Genomic DNA, 15,288 nt, shown 5'->3' with positions numbered 1-15,288 from the left:
AAGTGCCGTAAGGTATGGAGCTGACGAATACTAATCGGTCGAGGGCTTAACCACAACACAAGCAACACTCACGCGTAACACAACGACTTGTTTCGTATCTAGTTTTCAGGGAATACCGCAAGGTATTGGACTGACTGTTTGGTGATGATGGCGGAGGGGACCCACGCGTTCCCATCTCGAACACGACCGTTAAGCCCTCCAGCGTCGATGGTACTTGAACCGCAGGGTTCCGGGAGAGTAGAACGTTGCTAAGCACTTGTATAAGAAGAGTCTTTTGGATGAACTTCCAATAAGACTCTTTTTGTTTTGTCGGTACATTACTTGTAATTTACCCATACTACCCCTATGAAGGGGGGCGTTTCTCATGGTGAGAAAGCGTATGGGGCCAGTCTGTATTCTGTTGTCGCTGTTTCTGTCGGCAGGAGCGTTGTTGTCCGGCTGCTCGTCGTCTTATACGGGTGATACGCTCAAGTCGCACAGCGGATCGCCGGCAGAGCAGCTCCCGGTGAAATCCTTAGCCGCGACGCCAGCGGCAAATCCACAATCATCGCCGGCTCCACAAGCGCCAGCAGCAGCGCAAAAGCCGGTTAAAAGGCACGATGTGAAGGGGATTTACGTTTCGGCTTGGTCTGCAGTCGGACGTAAGCTGGATCAGTTGATTCAATTGGTGGAGACGACGGACTTAAACGCAATGGTGATTGATATCAAAAACGACTCCGGACAAATCACTTATGCTTCGGCTGTTCCGCAGGTGAATCAGATCGGCGCGAACAGCAATCGCGTTATTCCTGACGTGAAGGGGCTATTGCAGCGTTTGAAAAGCAAGAACATCTATACGATTGCCCGTGTGGTTGTTTTTAAAGATCCGTATTTGGGCGGCAAGCGCAGCGATTTAGCTATGCGGAGTAAAACGGGCAAGGTGTGGCGAGATAAAAAAGGAGTCGCCTGGGTAGATCCTTTTAAATCTGAGGTGTGGGATTACAATATTGCGATTGCCAAGGAAGCCGCGGCGTTGGGTTTTGATGAAATTCAATTTGATTATGTGCGCTTTCCCGAGAACGGCAAGCGGCTTGACCAAGAGGTCAAATTTGATAATCCGCAGCAATGGAGCAAGTCGCAAGCCATTGAGGGCTTTTTGAAGAAGGCTAAGGATCAGGTAGGTTCTGTCGCTTATTTATCTGCTGATGTATTTGGTCTGACGACATCGTCCAACGATGATATGGGGATCGGTCAGGAATGGCTGAAGATGAGCAAGGAAATTGATTTTATCTCGCCTATGCTGTATCCATCTCACTATGCGAGCGGTGTGTACGGAGTGAAGAGCCCGGATCTTCAGCCGTATGCGATTATTCGTAAAGCAGTCATGGACGGCAAGGCCAAGAACGATCAGTTGGGCCAAGCTTCGGTGCGGGCGGCAGATATTCGTCCTTGGCTTCAGGATTTCACGGCAACATGGATCAAGCCGCATAAGAAGTATGGAACAGCGGATGTTCGTGAGCAAATTAAAGCAGCTCGTGAACAGGGCGTGGATCAATTTTTGCTATGGAATTCTACCAGCACCTATACCTACCAGTAAGCATTCTGCCGTTCAGGGCGTACGCCAGCTTTTTCTTGACACGAAAAATAGGCTTTTGTTAATATTGCAATAATATACACCTGAATGGGAGGATTTTTGTTGTGAGGGAAGACAAGTTTGGCAAGGAAGGTTTAACTTTTGACGATGTGCTGCTGGTGCCTAGAAAATCGGAAGTGTTCGGAAAGGAAATCGATGTTTCAACCAAGCTTTCTGAGCATGTAAAGCTGAATATTCCTTTTATCAGCTCGGCGATGGATACGGTAACGGAGTCAGCCCTTGCCATAGCAATTGCGCGTGAAGGCGGAATCGGGATTATTCACAAGAATATGTCGATCGATCAGCAAGCGATGGAAGTGGATCGCGTCAAGCGCTCGGAAAGCGGCGTTATCACCAATCCGTTCTCGCTGACGCCGGAGCACCACGTCTATGATGCGGAAGAGCTAATGGCCAAATATCGCATCTCCGGGGTGCCGATCGTGAATGAAGCGAACAAGCTGGTCGGTATTTTGACCAATCGCGATTTGCGTTTTGTGCATGACTATTCGATTAAAATTAAAGAGGTTATGACGCACGAGGATCTGGTGACGGCTCCTGTCGGTACGACGCTGCAGCAGGCGGAAGGCATTCTGCAAAAGCACAAGATCGAAAAGCTGCCGCTGGTGGACGAGAACAATGGGCTGAAGGGCCTTATTACCATTAAGGATATCGAGAAGGCGATCCAGTTCCCGAATGCTGCGAAAGACCGTCTGGGCCGCTTGCTGGTCGGCGCCGCTGTAGGTGTCTCCAAAGACGTGCTGGAGCGCACTGCAGCGCTTGTAGAGGCCGGTATCGACTTGATCGTGGTGGACTCGGCGCACGGGCATCACATCAATATTGCCGAGACGGTGAAAAAGATTCGCGCCCAATATCCGGAGCTGCCGATCATTGCCGGTAACGTGGCTACGGGCGACGGTACGCGCGATTTGATCAAGGCGGGCGCTTCGATGATCAAGGTCGGTATCGGACCGGGATCGATCTGCACAACTCGCGTGATTGCAGGAATTGGCGTTCCGCAAATTACGGCGATTTTCGACTGTGCGCAGGCCGCTGCCGAGTTCGGCGTGCCGGTAATTGCCGACGGCGGAATCAAGTATTCCGGCGATGTGGTCAAAGCGATTGCGGCTGGCGCGAGCGGGGTCATGATCGGCAGCTTGTTCGCGGGTACGGAAGAAAGCCCCGGCGAATCGGAGATTTTCCAAGGACGACGCTTCAAGGTATACCGCGGCATGGGCTCGCTGGGCGCTATGAAAGAAGGCAGCAAGGATCGTTACTTCCAAGAGAACGAGAGCAAGCTTGTTCCGGAAGGTATTGAGGGACGGGTTCCCTATAAAGGGCCGCTGGCCGATACGATTTATCAGCTCGTTGGCGGCTTGCGCTCCGGCATGGGCTACTGCGGGGCGAAAAACATTCAGGAATTGATTCACGACACACAATTCATCCGCATTACTGGCGCAGGCTTGCGGGAAAGTCATCCGCACGATGTGCAAATCACGAAAGAAGCGCCGAACTACTCGCTGTAAGGTTCGGATTTTGTCGAAATATCGGGGTCGAGGGATTGAACCTTCGGCTTCTTTTTTTTGTCTAATGGGGTGTGATACAATATAACATGACTAAAATGGCAGGGAGAGTGAAGCGGTTTTGAAAATGTTGGGGTGGAAGAAAAAGATTGTTGCTGTGCTTGGGGTAAGTTTACTTGTGCAATCGTTCCTTTTTCATATACAGCCTGTAAGTTTGCTTGCGGCAGATACGGAGACGAAGAAAGCAGAAGGCACTGCCGCCGATACAACGGCTACAGCGGGAGATCTGAAGCTTGAAGTAAAGTCGGCTATTCTGATGGAAGCGAGCACGGGGCAGGTGCTCTACGAAACGAATGCGGACGAGGCGCTGCCGCCGGCCAGTATGGCCAAGATGATGACGGAATATTTGACCATGGAAGCCATTGAAGGCGGGAAAATCAAATGGGACGATCAGGTGACTGCGAGCAAGTATGCGGCGGATGTGATTGGTTCGGGCCAATTGATTGCCGAGGGAGAAAAGCTGACGGTCAAGCAGATGTTTAATGCGTTGTCGATTTATTCGGCGAACGATGCAGCCATTGCATTGGCGGAGTTCCTTGGCGGTACGGAAGAGAATTTCGCCAAGATGATGAATGCGAAGGCTAAAGAGCTCGGCATGTCCGATCAGGCGCATTTCATTGGCGCTACGGGCTTGTCCCGGGCGGATATCGGGGAGTATGCCCCGTCCGGCATTGAAGGCGAGACGCTGATGACGGCCCGCGATGCGGCGATTCTGGCTTACAGTATCGTCCGCGACCATAAGGAAGTGCTGAATTTTACAAAAATTCCATCGCTCAAGCTGCGTGACCGTGACAAGACGCCGATGATCAACTGGAACTGGATGCTGGAGGCGAATGCGTCCAACATTAACTATAAGAAATATGCGTATCAAGGTCTGGACGGGCTCAAAACAGGTCATACGGACGAAGCCGGCTATTGTTTCACAGCGACGGCGGAGCGTAACGGCATGCGCCTGATCAGCGTGGTCATGGGCACAAAAACGGAGCCAAAACGCTTTGAGGAATCCCGCAAGCTGCTGGACTATGGCTTCAATAATTTTCAAATCACGCCATTCCTCGGTCCGAATCAGGAAATTGAGGCCTTGAAATCGGTCAATATTAAAAAAGGCGTCGGCACGTCCGTATCGCTTGTGACGAAAAACGGTCTGACTTTTGTAACCAAAAAAGGCGCGAAGCCGGAGGACTTCACGATTACAGCGACGGCAGCGGAAGACAGCAAGCTGGTGGCTCCGATCAAGAAGGGCGATGCGCTGGGAACGGCCAAGGTGAGCTATAACGGTCAAGAGCAGACGATCGATCTGATTGCCAATGAAGATGTGGAAAAAGGCAGCTGGATTCGGTTGTTGTTCCGTTCGATCAAGAACTTCTTCGGCGATATGTTCAGCGGAATCAAAGACATGTTCTAAAGCGCGATGGGTTGTATATTGCAACTCCTTCATGTAAAATGATTGTTTAGAAGTTTACAATGAAACGTGTAGGGAACTGCATGAATTTTGGGTTACAGACATAGGAGGAAATGGAGTATGGAAACTGGAACATCCCGCGTCAAAAAAGGCATGGCCGAAATGCAAAAAGGCGGCGTGATCATGGACGTCATGAACGCGGAGCAAGCCCGCATTGCCGAAGCCGCAGGCGCTTCTGCCGTTATGGCACTGGAGCGCGTACCTGCCGATATCCGCGCAGCCGGCGGCGTTGCTCGTATGGCTGACCCCACGATCGTTGAAGAAGTGATGAAGGTTGTGTCGATTCCGGTTATGGCGAAAGCAAGAATCGGCCATTTTGTCGAAGCGAAGGTGCTGGAGTCGATGGGCGTCGATTATATCGACGAGAGCGAAGTGCTGACGCCGGCTGACGAAGTATATCACATCAACAAACGTGAATTTACGGTTCCTTTTGTTTGCGGCGCGCGTGACTTGGGCGAAGCTCTGCGCAGAATTGGCGAAGGCGCTTCGATGATTCGGACCAAGGGCGAGCCGGGAACGGGCAACATTGTGGAAGCCGTTCGCCATATGCGTATGATGGTCGGTCAAATCCGCAAGGTGCAAGCGATGTCCACGGACGAGCTGATGGCCGAAGCGAAAAACCTCGGCGCACCGTTCGAGCTGCTGCTGCAGGTTCATCAAACGGGCAAGCTGCCGGTAGTTAACTTTGCCGCAGGCGGCGTTGCGACACCAGCCGATGCTGCGTTGATGATGCATTTGGGCTCTGACGGCGTATTCGTTGGTTCCGGTATCTTCAAATCGGACAGCCCGGAGAAGTTCGCCAAAGCGATTGTCGAAGCGGTAACGCACTACACGGATTACGGTCTGATCGCTGAAATTTCCAAAAACCTCGGCACTCCTATGAAGGGGATCGAAATTTCCAAGCTCGAAGCGACGCAACGCATGCAGGAGCGCGGCTGGTAATGATCAAGGTTGGGGTTCTTGCTTTGCAGGGGGCTGTAGCCGAGCACATCCGCGCGATCGAGAGCGCAGGCGCCGAAGGCGTCATCGTGAAGCGGGTGGAGCAGCTTAGCGAGATTGACGGCATCATCATTCCGGGCGGCGAAAGCACGACGATCGGGAAGCTGATGCGCACGTACGGATTTATTGACGCGTTGCGTCAGTTTTCCGCAGCAGGCAAGCCGCTGTTCGGCACATGCGCCGGACTGATTGTGCTGGCCAAGCACATAGCCGGTCAAGATGAAGCTCATCTGGAGCTGATGGATATTACCGTTGCCCGCAATGCGTTCGGACGCCAGCGGGAAAGCTTTGAGACGGATTTGCCGATCAAAGGGATCGACGAGCGCGTTCGCGCCGTGTTCATTCGCGCCCCGCTAATCGATGCGGTGGGCCCCGAGGTTGAGATTTTGTCTACCTATAACGGACAAATTGTAGCTGCACAGCAAGATCATTTGCTGGTTGCTTCCTTTCACCCGGAGCTGACGGACGATTACCGGATGCACGTTTACTTCTTGGACATGATCAAACAAAGACAAGCTTCATAGATTGTCGTCAAGCACCTCTTTTGACCGGACTGCCGGAAAGGGTGCTTGCTTCCGTATTTCACCCATTTTGGCTTAATGGAGGAATCTCCTTGTTTGATGTAAAATTACTGCGAAATGATTTGCCGGCTGTACAGGCAGCCATGAAAAACCGGGGCAAACAAATCGAAGAACTCAACGGCTTTACGGAGCTGGATGTGAAACGCCGGGAGCTGCTGCAAGAGACCGAGGCACTGAAGAATCGCCGCAATACCGTGTCTCAAGAAGTAGCCGTGCGCAAAAGATCCGGAGAGAATGCCGATGAGCTGATTCAGGAAATGAAGGTCGTGGGCGACCGCATCAAGGAATTGGACGACGAGCTGCGCGTATTGGATGAGAAGGTTCAGCAGGCGCTGCTGGCGATTCCGAACATGCCGCATGCCAGCGTGCCGGTTGGCTTGTCGGAGGAAGAGAATGTGGAGGTGCGCCGGATTGGCGACGTACCGCAGTTCGATTTTGACATCAAGCCGCATTGGGAGATCGCTCAGGATCTCGGAATTCTTGATTTCGAAGCCGCGGCGAAGGTGACCGGGTCGCGTTTTGTTTTTTATAAAGGATTAGGGGCTCGTCTGGAGCGGGCTTTGATGAATTTCATGATGGATCTGCACAGCGAAGAGCATGGTTATCAGGAAATGCTGCCTCCTTACATTGTGAACCGGGATAGCTTGACCGGAACGGGCCAGCTGCCAAAGTTCGAAGAGGATGTCTTCAAGCTGGAGAATGCCGATTATTTCCTGATCCCGACAGCAGAGGTGCCGGTGACGAACTATCATCGGGAGGATATTCTGGCATTGGAGCAGCTGCCGGCTAATTTTGTGGCGTTCAGCGCATGCTTCCGTTCTGAAGCAGGTTCGGCGGGCCGGGATACGCGCGGCTTGATTCGCCAGCATCAGTTCAACAAGATCGAGCTGGTGAAGCTGGTGAAGCCCGAGGATTCGTATGACGAGCTGGAGAAGCTGACGTCGCATGCGGAGCGCGTGCTTCAGCTCTTGAAGCTTCCTTACCGCGTTCTGGCGCTCTGTACGGGAGATCTGGGCTTCACCTCGGCCAAGACGTATGATCTTGAAGTATGGCTGCCTAGCGGCGGTACATATCGCGAGATTTCGTCGTGCAGCAACTTCGAGGACTTCCAGGCGCGTCGGGCGAATATTCGCTTCCGCCGCGAGCCTAAGGCGAAGCCGGAATTTGTACATACGCTCAACGGCTCGGGTTTGGCTATCGGCCGAACGGTAGCGGCGATTCTGGAGAACTACCAGCAGCCTGACGGCTCCGTCGTTATTCCGGAAGTACTGGTTCCTTATATGAGAAACGTCAAGACGATCAGCAAAAATTAGCGCTTGCTTCGCTGGAGACAAGTATGCTACAATGCTTTCTGTCACTGCATAGGTCGTTTCCTGTCAAGGAACGACTAGCGTGGAGAGGTGGTCGAGTGGTTTAAGGCAGCGGTCTTGAAAACCGCCGTAGTCGTGAGGCTACCGTGGGTTCGAATCCCACCCTCTCTGCCATACATAAATAATTGCACCCTGGCGGGTGTTTATAGGTGAAAACGCACGAACTGTGAAAACGCGGTCCAGTGCGTTTTTTTGTTTTACGGTACAGTAGGCCGATGATCAGGAAGGTGTTTTTTATGAAAAAGCAAACGTCGCTACTCGTTATTCTCTTGAGCACGCTCCTGATAGCGGGCTGCGAAAGCGCTCAAACCGGAACGGATGCTCAGACTACGCCACAGCAGTCAGTCCAGCCTTCACCGTCCAGCGAAGTCAAGGCTTCTCCGGTTGTTACAGCGCCAATAACTACAGTCAAACCTGCTGTCACTGCTGCGGCAGGGAAGGTGGAGGCTTCGCCTGAGCTGGTGGAAGGAACAGCAAACAAGTACTCGCTGGATGAAATTGAGCGTATTTTGCATGAAGACAAGACGGTATTTGATATTGTGGAATCCCCGAATCGGCGAGCGATTGCTTATATGGTAAGTCCAACACGCTCGGAATACGATGAAATGACGCTCTATATCTGGAATGTTGGAGAAGAAAAGCCCCGATCATCGCAAGCAGGGCCAGATTCGACTGTAGGGGAAGTATTTTGGTCGCCGAATAGCGATTATGTGTTTGTTGACGTAGGCACGTTTGTGACTCGCGGCGGCGGTTTGTATTCGGCCAAGACGCTTGAGGTCGTACAAGCATTTGGATATCTGAACCGGGTTTATTTCTCACCGGACGGTAAGCACATCGTTTACTCCGGTAGCTCTGATCGTTCTATCGACACATTGAAGGGCAATTATCTCGATCCGGGTGAAGCCTTTGACCTGGTTGTCTACGATATAGACAAGCATCAAGAATCGATACTGCTCAAAGGAACGAAAACGGAGGATTTTATCGCCAACGGTTGGCTAGATTCCAACACGATTAGTTATCATACTACCACTTATCATGTTGTAGATGATCAAATTCACGATGTAGATACTAAGTATACGTATGAGCTGGATTCGCAGGCGTCCAAGGCTGATCCGACACAAAAGAGGCCGACTACGGATGCCGATTGGGACAGGGTGAGGTCGTTGCTAAAGAAATCATTCAGCGAAACTTGGTCACCGGATCGGCAGACGTTAGCCTTTGTTCAAGGCATTGAAAAAGAAAGCTACGGTAGCGTTTGGTTTTGGAGACTCAATGAGGATCAGCCGGTTCAGGTCTCGGAGGATCAAATGCTGGGTCAGATCGTATGGTCGAATAATAGTCGTTATTTCATGTTCAACAGCGGGATGTCCTCGGAGGACGAAGTACATGTGGTCGATATAGGGACGGGAAAAGCGATCTCTATAGGATGTTTTTGCATGAATAATCAAGGGCGGCATACAGAACTGCCCTATTTTTCGGCGGACTCTCGTTATGTGCTGTTCAGCGGAATTGAAGACATTCGTTCCACCTACAAAAGCAACACGGAAACAGGAAATTCCCACAATGTTTCTTTGCTCAATCTGACTACAGGGGAAGTAAAGGTTGTGTTCCCGGCGGACGAGAAGCGGGACTATATTCCGCTCGGCTGGTCAGGGGAGAAGAAAATGATATACAGAATAGTCGATTACGCGGCAAATACGCGTGAGTTGGCTGAATATGAGTTGAGTGAGTAGTTGAAGCGGGCGTAGGATATTTTGAATATAAATGTTCTTTATATATCCGTCGGCACTAAGGGCAGTTAAACTGAAATCGGACTTATTCCGAAGCAAGGCAGGATCATTAATGGAAAAATATCCAATCGGGAATCCCATGTGGACAAAGATCGTGCAGACGCTCCGCATGGCAGGCTGCGTGTTTGCCGAGGAGGAAGCGCAGGTGTTGATCGCATCTGCCGCAAATGTGGCGGAGCTGGAGCAGTGGGTGGCTCGGCGGGTGGAAGGGTATCCGCTTGAGCATATTGTGGGCTGGGTGGCGTTCGGCGGGCTGAAGATTGTGCTGGACCCTGGTGTGTTCGTGCCGCGGCAGCGCACGGAGTTTCTTGCGGAGCAAGCTGTGGCGCTCGTTCGAGCAGACGAGATGGTTGTTGACCTGTGCTGCGGTTCAGGAGCATTGGGAGCCGTAGTGCGCGCGAACAGGCCGGGCATTCGACTCTACGCTGTAGATATAGACCCGGCCGCGGTACAATGCGCGCGTCGTAATATTCGCCCTGACGAGGGCACCGTATTCGAAGGGGATCTTTTTGAAGCGTTACCGGCCGAGCTGCGGCACGAAGTGAACGTGATCATTGCCAATGCGCCATATGTTCCCAGCGATGCACTGGCTTTTATGCCCACGGAAGCACGGGTGCATGAAGCGTCATGTGCACTGGATGGAGGCGCGGACGGGCTGGATGTACACCGCAGGATTGTGAAGGAAGCTGCGTTATGGCTGGCCCCGGGAGGGGTGTTGATCGTAGAGACAAGCGAGAGGCAGGCGCCGCGTATGGCGGAATTAATGACGCTGCACGGTTTGCTGCCCCGAACGGCTCACGACGAGGAGCGGGACGCTCATGTCGTTATAGGCCAATATGTCGGTTAAGGCCAAGGAGAGGGAAGTCAGGCGATCCAAGCGATGGCGTGGCTTTTTTTGTTACCAGGGCCAGTCGTATAAAAGGTTGGGGGCTTTCGCATTTTAAACAGTGGAGGTGTTTCCATTGAGCAAAATCGATAAGCTAAATCTCGACCAAGCCCGATTGGTGGAGGCGTGGAAGACAGCTTTGCCACAAGCGCTGGAGCAGGGCGACGAAGGCCGGGTATGGGCCGATGCGGCTGACCCTGCGTCATTGCGCGTGCATATTATCACGCAGGGGCGGAGCGGGTACTCGTTTGATTTTAAGGTGACGTATGTGGATTCGCGGGAAATTCACGTCGAGCTGGCGGACGTCCAGCAGGGGACGCAGCATATCGACGAGCGTACAGACATCGTGCAAACGCTGATTGACGATTATATTCGTCATATTCACGAATGCGCGCAAATTTTGCAGCAGGTTACGCACGCGTAGCGGAGGGGGCACGACGATGACCAAGAGCAAAAATGGAGATAAAAACCTGCAAAATGTGGTCAAGGATCTGGAACAAACTGTGATTACCAGCCAACAGGCGCAGCAGGTTCAACAGCAAACCAATGACCGTCGGCATCAGGACGCGTTGAATCACGACGAAGAATAAGGAGGAATCCATATGTCCAAGCCTAGAAATATGCCGGTAGACGGCGGGGAAACGAACAACCCGACTTCGTCCAATACGCAAGACTCGCAGGGCGGGCCTGAGGCGCTGTCAGGCTCCAAGAAGGTGAAAAACCGCAGTCATACGCGGCAAAGCCAGGCTGAAGGCTCCTGAGGCGAGCGCTGCAAAATTTTTTTTCACAAGGGCTAATAATTATCGGAGAAGCGGACATACTATGATTGTCGGTGAACGAGAGGTGTGGTTCCGTTGGAGCAATCCGCGAAACAACTGACCCGAGGACTTTCATACCGGTTATAAGCAGGCTGGAGGGGATGTGCCAAAGACACTTATCGTGTTGTATACGCAGATTACCAAAGGTTTACCCAGTAACAGGGCTATTGAAAGACACTAACACCGACAAAAAAGAACCCTTCGGGGTTCTTTTTGCGTTAACGATTTATTGATCGGGATGATCAAAAGGCGCGGGAGCGGACCGGGCTTTATTTTTTTGCACACGCATCAGGTAAATGCCGCTGCCGATCAAGATGAAGGTGACGATGGCCGTCTGTACGTAATCGGTCAGCCAGAAGGCCAGCTTCCAATCGGGATAAAAGTAGGAAAGCTCGCGCATCCCCGTCCGGAACAGGTAATAGCCGCCCAACAGGATCATCATAAAGCCGATTCCTTTGTAATACGGCATCCAGGCGTCCAAGATCGGCTTGTCGACCAGCGTGCCGTTCTCGTAGCGGGAGATGCTTTGCAGAGCGTCAAACAGGCTGAAGAACCAGATAATCGGAATCAGGAAAAAGAACACCGATAGCCGCAGCAGGTCCAGCACATAGATGGAAAACAGGAAGAGCGCCATCAATTGAAGCCCACGCTTGGGTAACGCCAGATACAGATGCGCCGCGCCGGGGAAGACGGCAATGATGGTGGCTAACGTTTTGTTTTTGCGGCCGCCGCTTTGAAAATCCTCGAACAAGCTGTGATCGTATAGCTCCAGCCCGGCAAGCTTGCGTTCGGCCTGTTTGATGGCATCAAACATGGTATAGAACCAAATAATCGGCAGCACGAGCAGGAAGGTCAAGAAAGCTTCATTTCTTGAGATTACGGTCACGAAAATGATCAGGACGGCGGAGCCGAAAAACGCGATCATCGCGGTTAATCCCCGCTGCATCAAGCCCAGCCGGTAATGTCCGAGGCCGGGAACAACGGAAAGCAAAGCGGTCCGCAGCTTCTCTTGAGCGGCACGTTCAGCTGGGTACGGATAGGCGGCGTGCGGCTGGAACGGATCCGGGGGGTAAGGCACCGGATCGGGCTTGATCAAAGTGATGACCATATCGATCATGTTGATGAACCAGATAAAAGCGGCAAAGACCAGAAGCAGCAGCGCTTCTTCCCCGTGATACCCATTGATCATGACCATAAAAAACAGCAGGAGCGGGCCGAAAAAACCGCCGCCATACACCAAGGCCCGGAAAAAGCGGTGCAGGTACAAATGGCCCAAGCCCGGTATAAACGAAAGCAGGAACGCTGCAATCAGATTTCTGTTGGGTGTCATGGGAAGAAACCTCCGTTATCGTCTTCTTTTTTGATTTTATCGAGCCAGGATAAGGTATGGTTCATCAATTGATCACTGATCGACGTTTGGTCCGGCTGGCGGGGGGAGTTCAGCATCTTGGCATTAACCTCCTGCGTCAATCCCTGAAACACGCCGCTAACCACAAGAATGAGCGTAGCCGCGGCAGCAATACCGTAGTGCAGCAGCGACGAACGGAACAACGAACGGCGGGTACGCATCGTGCGCCGGATCAGTTGGTCGGCAAATTCCGCTTCGCCGGTTTCCATCATCGGCAGGTCATCCATCGACGCTTCCACTTGGCTCATGTAATGTTCCAGACACGCTTCGCAGTGCTGCAGATGCCACTCCATCTCATCCCGCTGCGCAGCCGATAGCTCCTCATTCCGCACATAGCGCTGCCAATGCTCCGAATCGAAATGCTTCATTTGAACTCCTCCTCCTTCCAATGCTTGCGAAGCCATTGCTTGGCCCGATACAGCTTGGACTCCACGGTTTTCAGCGTAACGCCTTGCTTGTCGGCAATATCCTGATAGGATTGCTGCTCTAAATAATAAGCCCGCAGCACATCCTGATAATTATCGGGCAGCTGTTGCAGCTTGGAGCGAACCAGCTCCACAGTTTCTTTATGAGTGACGGCATGCTCCAGATTGCCGCTTGCTCCCCAGTCGGGCTTGTCGGCGAGCTCGGCTGTGACCTCTTCTTTCTTACGGGCTGCCGAACGCTTGAAGTCGATGGCCCGATTGACGGCGATGCGGGATATCCAGGTTTTGAAGCCCTTCATCTGATACTGAGGGAGGGAGAAATAAATCCGGGTCCACACTTCCTGGGACAGATCCTCAGCATCGCCGGCATGGCGTACTACTGCATAGATAACTTGATAAATATAAGTCCGGTAAGCCGTTACCAGCTCGCGAAAAGCGGCTTCATCCCCGGCGAGAATGCGTTGTACGAGCGCTTCCTCCTGAATATCTCTCCCCTCCTCTCTCCAGTCTAATAGACGAAAGGCTGGCAGCTCTCCCCTGCAGGCGGCAAAAGAAAAAACGGACAGCAGGCTGTTCCGTTCTAGGCCCGGGAAGCGGGCGGTTGCGTCTTGTTAGCCGATCTCTTGCCCCGTGCGGCGGCAGGAATCACGAGCTGTGAGAGCAGCGCAGTGGCCCCGCCCAGCAGCCCGAGAATCACAAAGCCTTGGTTCAAATGGAACCAATCGCCGATCAAGCCCATAAATACAGGGCCGGCAAACATTCCCAATCCGTATATCGCTTGAAAAAAGCCCATCGCTGTCGCGCGCTTCTCCGCGGGCATATGCTTGATGCTCAGTCCCATCAGTACGGTGAACGAAAGTCCGCGGCCGAAGCCCGCGATTGCTTGCGTCAGCATCAACAGCCACAGCTGCTTGCAGGCCGGGATAAATAAGGTTGCGGCGCCCATCAGCACAAAACCCCAGACGACAACGCGTTTCTCTCCCCAACGATCGGCCCAGCGGCGCCCGCCCAGCAGCGAAGCAAAAGCCGCGGGCAAGTTCGAAAAGAAGGTCAGCATGGCCAGCTGCCATTTGCTTGCACCAAGCGCCGCCGCATATACCGGCGTGAAACCGAAGACGGTAGCAAACGTCAGCACCTGGGATAAGATCGCCAGCAGCGAGACGTATAGCAGGATGCGGTCGCTGGCTACGCCGGCGATGCCTCGCATCGTGATGGCCTGGGCATCGGGCTCGACATGCTCAACCAGAAACAGCGAGCCTAGCAAGCCGACGCCGCCGATGACAGCGCCGAGGAGAAAGGCAGCTCCCCAGCCGTACATGTCGGCAACCGAGCCGGCTGCCAGAATGCCGAGCATTTGTCCGAGCGAGTTGTAGAAGCTGATCGTCCCGATCGCTTTGGTCGACTCTTCATGTTTGTAATAGCTCGTGAACAGAACGGTAAAGTCAACCCAGGTTGCCGCTGCCGCACCCGCCAAGGCGCGAAGCAGCAAAATCCACGTGAAATCGTGCGTCACCCAGAGTCCGAGCCCGCTCAGAGCAGTAAACAGCAGTCCGAAGGTAATGAATAGCTTCCGTTTGTGATAACGGTCAGACATGACCCCCACCGGGATGCGCAGCAGCATTTGCGAAATGCCGTACATGCCGACTATCCATCCGGCCAACTGGTGCGAGCCGCCCAAATATTCCACATAAGCGGCCATAATCGGCACGCTCGTATACATCGACATCCAGAACAACAGCGTAACGGTGCAAAATAAAGGAATGCGATACGACGGACGCATCGTGGCAGCAGGCATGAAAGAAGTCCCCTCTCGTAAATCGCGCTTTATTTATTGTAATACGAGCGGATAAAAAAAACAGCCCTCCGGCATGAAGAAGCATGCGGAGGGTTGTAAGGACATGATAACAAAAGCGCGCCCGATACGATTCGAACGTACGACCTGCAGTTTAGGAAACTGTCGCTCTATCCTGCTGAGCTACGGGCGCATGGAAACAACAAAAAATATTATAACAAAACCGCTCCCCGATGAAAAGGGACGCCATCCTAGGTGTCAAATGTTACATATGTTTCCATTTCAGGAGGGGGATATCATTCGGCGACTGTTCTGCTGATCAGCATCTATGTGATCGAGAAGACGCAGGAGAAGTGAGGCTCCATGACCAGCTGCGCGTGATGTCGATCAAGTACAATAATGAAGCAAGCATGCTGCGCCATCTGATCGAAGCGACGCGGGTAACGGTCACGGCCGTGGACCGGAATAGGATCATCACAACAATGAACGACGCATCGCTGTATTTTGTACCGCCGGAATTAGAGGCTGAAATCATCTGGGCTCATTATTCGAACTGACGGACCTG

Annotated in this window: 16 protein-coding genes, 2 tRNA genes and 1 rRNA gene; 14 read left to right on the top strand and 5 right to left on the bottom strand. The window is 52.6% G+C overall.

Features of this window, described 5'->3' with window-relative positions; translation table 11 throughout:
• The first annotated feature begins 137 nt into the window (after nt 1-137).
• The 13 genes from rrf (at nt 138) to B5M42_RS19110 (ending at nt 11,041) form a co-directional block, all read left to right on the top strand.
• Nucleotides 138-254, top strand: a 5S ribosomal RNA gene (gene rrf, locus B5M42_RS19170).
• A gap of 176 nt (nt 255-430) precedes the next feature.
• The gene (locus B5M42_RS19165) at nt 431-1,576 is read left to right on the top strand and encodes a putative glycoside hydrolase (RefSeq protein WP_230633013.1); all 1,146 of its coding nucleotides are present in this window, start codon (nt 431-433) and stop codon (nt 1,574-1,576) included.
• 101 nt (nt 1,577-1,677) lie between these two features.
• Nucleotides 1,678-3,135 (top strand): IMP dehydrogenase, encoded by a 1,458-nt coding sequence (gene guaB, locus B5M42_RS19160; RefSeq protein ID WP_134751561.1) that lies wholly within the window; start codon nt 1,678-1,680, stop codon nt 3,133-3,135.
• A 124-nt stretch (nt 3,136-3,259) separates the two neighbouring features.
• Nucleotides 3,260-4,597 carry a D-alanyl-D-alanine carboxypeptidase family protein gene (locus B5M42_RS19155; protein ID WP_134751868.1) on the top strand — a complete coding sequence of 446 codons (1,338 nt, stop codon included), beginning with the start codon at nt 3,260-3,262 and terminating at the stop codon, nt 4,595-4,597.
• Between the two features lie 117 nt (nt 4,598-4,714).
• Nucleotides 4,715-5,596, top strand: coding sequence for a pyridoxal 5'-phosphate synthase lyase subunit PdxS (gene pdxS, locus B5M42_RS19150; RefSeq protein ID WP_134751563.1), 882 nt, complete (start codon nt 4,715-4,717; stop codon nt 5,594-5,596).
• Nucleotides 5,597-5,598: 2 nt separating this feature from the next.
• On the top strand, nt 5,599-6,177 hold the full coding sequence (gene pdxT / locus B5M42_RS19145; protein ID WP_134751870.1) for a pyridoxal 5'-phosphate synthase glutaminase subunit PdxT: 579 nt from the start codon (nt 5,599-5,601) through the stop codon (nt 6,175-6,177).
• A gap of 89 nt (nt 6,178-6,266) precedes the next feature.
• Nucleotides 6,267-7,547 carry a serine--tRNA ligase gene (serS, locus tag B5M42_RS19140; protein WP_134751565.1) on the top strand — a complete coding sequence of 427 codons (1,281 nt, stop codon included), beginning with the start codon at nt 6,267-6,269 and terminating at the stop codon, nt 7,545-7,547.
• An 81-nt stretch (nt 7,548-7,628) separates the two neighbouring features.
• Nucleotides 7,629-7,718 (top strand) — tRNA-Ser (locus B5M42_RS19135).
• A 122-nt stretch (nt 7,719-7,840) separates the two neighbouring features.
• Nucleotides 7,841-9,337: a WD40 repeat domain-containing protein gene (locus tag B5M42_RS19130; protein WP_134751567.1), complete on the top strand. Its 1,497-nt coding sequence runs from the start codon at nt 7,841-7,843 to the stop codon at nt 9,335-9,337.
• A gap of 109 nt (nt 9,338-9,446) precedes the next feature.
• Nucleotides 9,447-10,241, top strand: a complete 795-nt coding sequence (locus B5M42_RS19125) for a putative protein N(5)-glutamine methyltransferase (RefSeq protein ID WP_134751569.1) — start codon at nt 9,447-9,449, stop codon at nt 10,239-10,241.
• A 115-nt stretch (nt 10,242-10,356) separates the two neighbouring features.
• Entirely contained in the window at nt 10,357-10,704 is a 348-nt protein-coding gene (locus tag B5M42_RS19120; protein ID WP_134751571.1) for a hypothetical protein, read from the top strand.
• Between the two features lie 16 nt (nt 10,705-10,720).
• The gene (locus B5M42_RS19115; RefSeq protein ID WP_167689762.1) at nt 10,721-10,870 is read left to right on the top strand and encodes a hypothetical protein; all 150 of its coding nucleotides are present in this window, start codon (nt 10,721-10,723) and stop codon (nt 10,868-10,870) included.
• A gap of 12 nt (nt 10,871-10,882) precedes the next feature.
• Nucleotides 10,883-11,041, top strand: coding sequence for a small acid-soluble spore protein P (locus B5M42_RS19110; RefSeq protein ID WP_134751573.1), 159 nt, complete (start codon nt 10,883-10,885; stop codon nt 11,039-11,041).
• A gap of 283 nt (nt 11,042-11,324) precedes the next feature.
• Here the strand turns inward: B5M42_RS19110 and B5M42_RS19105 are convergent, their stop codons facing one another.
• The 5 genes from B5M42_RS19105 to B5M42_RS19085 form a co-directional block, all read right to left on the bottom strand.
• On the bottom strand, nt 11,325-12,428 hold the full coding sequence (locus B5M42_RS19105; protein ID WP_134751575.1) for a hypothetical protein: 1,104 nt from the start codon (nt 12,426-12,428) through the stop codon (nt 11,325-11,327).
• Complete coding sequence (locus B5M42_RS19100) at nt 12,425-12,874, bottom strand: anti-sigma factor family protein (RefSeq protein ID WP_167689764.1); 450 nt, start codon at nt 12,872-12,874, stop codon at nt 12,425-12,427. Before B5M42_RS19100 ends, B5M42_RS19105 begins: the two co-directional genes overlap by 4 nt.
• Nucleotides 12,871-13,320: a sigma-70 family RNA polymerase sigma factor gene (locus B5M42_RS19095; RefSeq protein WP_230633020.1), complete on the bottom strand. Its 450-nt coding sequence runs from the start codon at nt 13,318-13,320 to the stop codon at nt 12,871-12,873. The genes B5M42_RS19100 and B5M42_RS19095 overlap by 4 nt, the downstream gene beginning before the upstream one ends.
• A 191-nt stretch (nt 13,321-13,511) precedes the next feature.
• Entirely contained in the window at nt 13,512-14,726 is a 1,215-nt protein-coding gene (locus B5M42_RS19090) for an MFS transporter (RefSeq protein ID WP_134751581.1), read from the bottom strand.
• Between the two features lie 116 nt (nt 14,727-14,842).
• Nucleotides 14,843-14,916 (bottom strand) — tRNA-Arg (locus B5M42_RS19085).
• Between the two features lie 160 nt (nt 14,917-15,076).
• On the opposite strand from B5M42_RS19085, the gene B5M42_RS19080 reads away from it, so the two are divergent.
• A complete protein-coding gene (locus B5M42_RS19080) occupies nt 15,077-15,280 on the top strand; it encodes a hypothetical protein (RefSeq protein WP_134751583.1) in 204 nt (67 codons plus the stop codon).
• Nucleotides 15,281-15,288 lie beyond the last annotated feature (8 nt).

The organism is Paenibacillus athensensis (genome assembly GCF_004514475.2).
Lineage (GTDB): Bacteria > Bacillota > Bacilli > Paenibacillales > NBRC-103111 > Paenibacillus_AL > Paenibacillus_AL athensensis.
The sequence above is the reverse complement of the archived record's forward strand: the minus strand, read 5'-3'. Positions and strand labels throughout refer to the sequence as shown.

Excerpts from the sequence above, each read along its gene's own strand:
- B5M42_RS19130 (WP_134751567.1), top strand. The coding sequence starts at position 7,841 with ATGAAAAAGCAAACGTCGCTACTCGTTATTCTCTTGAGCACGCTCCTG.
- pdxS (WP_134751563.1), top strand. The coding sequence starts at position 4,715 with ATGGAAACTGGAACATCCCGCGTCAAAAAAGGCATGGCCGAAATGCAA.
- B5M42_RS19115 (WP_167689762.1), top strand. The coding sequence starts at position 10,721 with ATGACCAAGAGCAAAAATGGAGATAAAAACCTGCAAAATGTGGTCAAG.
- B5M42_RS19125 (WP_134751569.1), top strand. The coding sequence starts at position 9,447 with ATGGAAAAATATCCAATCGGGAATCCCATGTGGACAAAGATCGTGCAG.
- B5M42_RS19110 (WP_134751573.1), top strand. The coding sequence starts at position 10,883 with ATGTCCAAGCCTAGAAATATGCCGGTAGACGGCGGGGAAACGAACAAC.
- B5M42_RS19090 (WP_134751581.1), bottom strand. The coding sequence starts at position 14,726 with ATGCCTGCTGCCACGATGCGTCCGTCGTATCGCATTCCTTTATTTTGC.
- B5M42_RS19105 (WP_134751575.1), bottom strand. The coding sequence starts at position 12,428 with ATGACACCCAACAGAAATCTGATTGCAGCGTTCCTGCTTTCGTTTATA.
- B5M42_RS19100 (WP_167689764.1), bottom strand. The coding sequence starts at position 12,874 with ATGAAGCATTTCGATTCGGAGCATTGGCAGCGCTATGTGCGGAATGAG.
- B5M42_RS19155 (WP_134751868.1), top strand. The coding sequence starts at position 3,260 with ATGTTGGGGTGGAAGAAAAAGATTGTTGCTGTGCTTGGGGTAAGTTTA.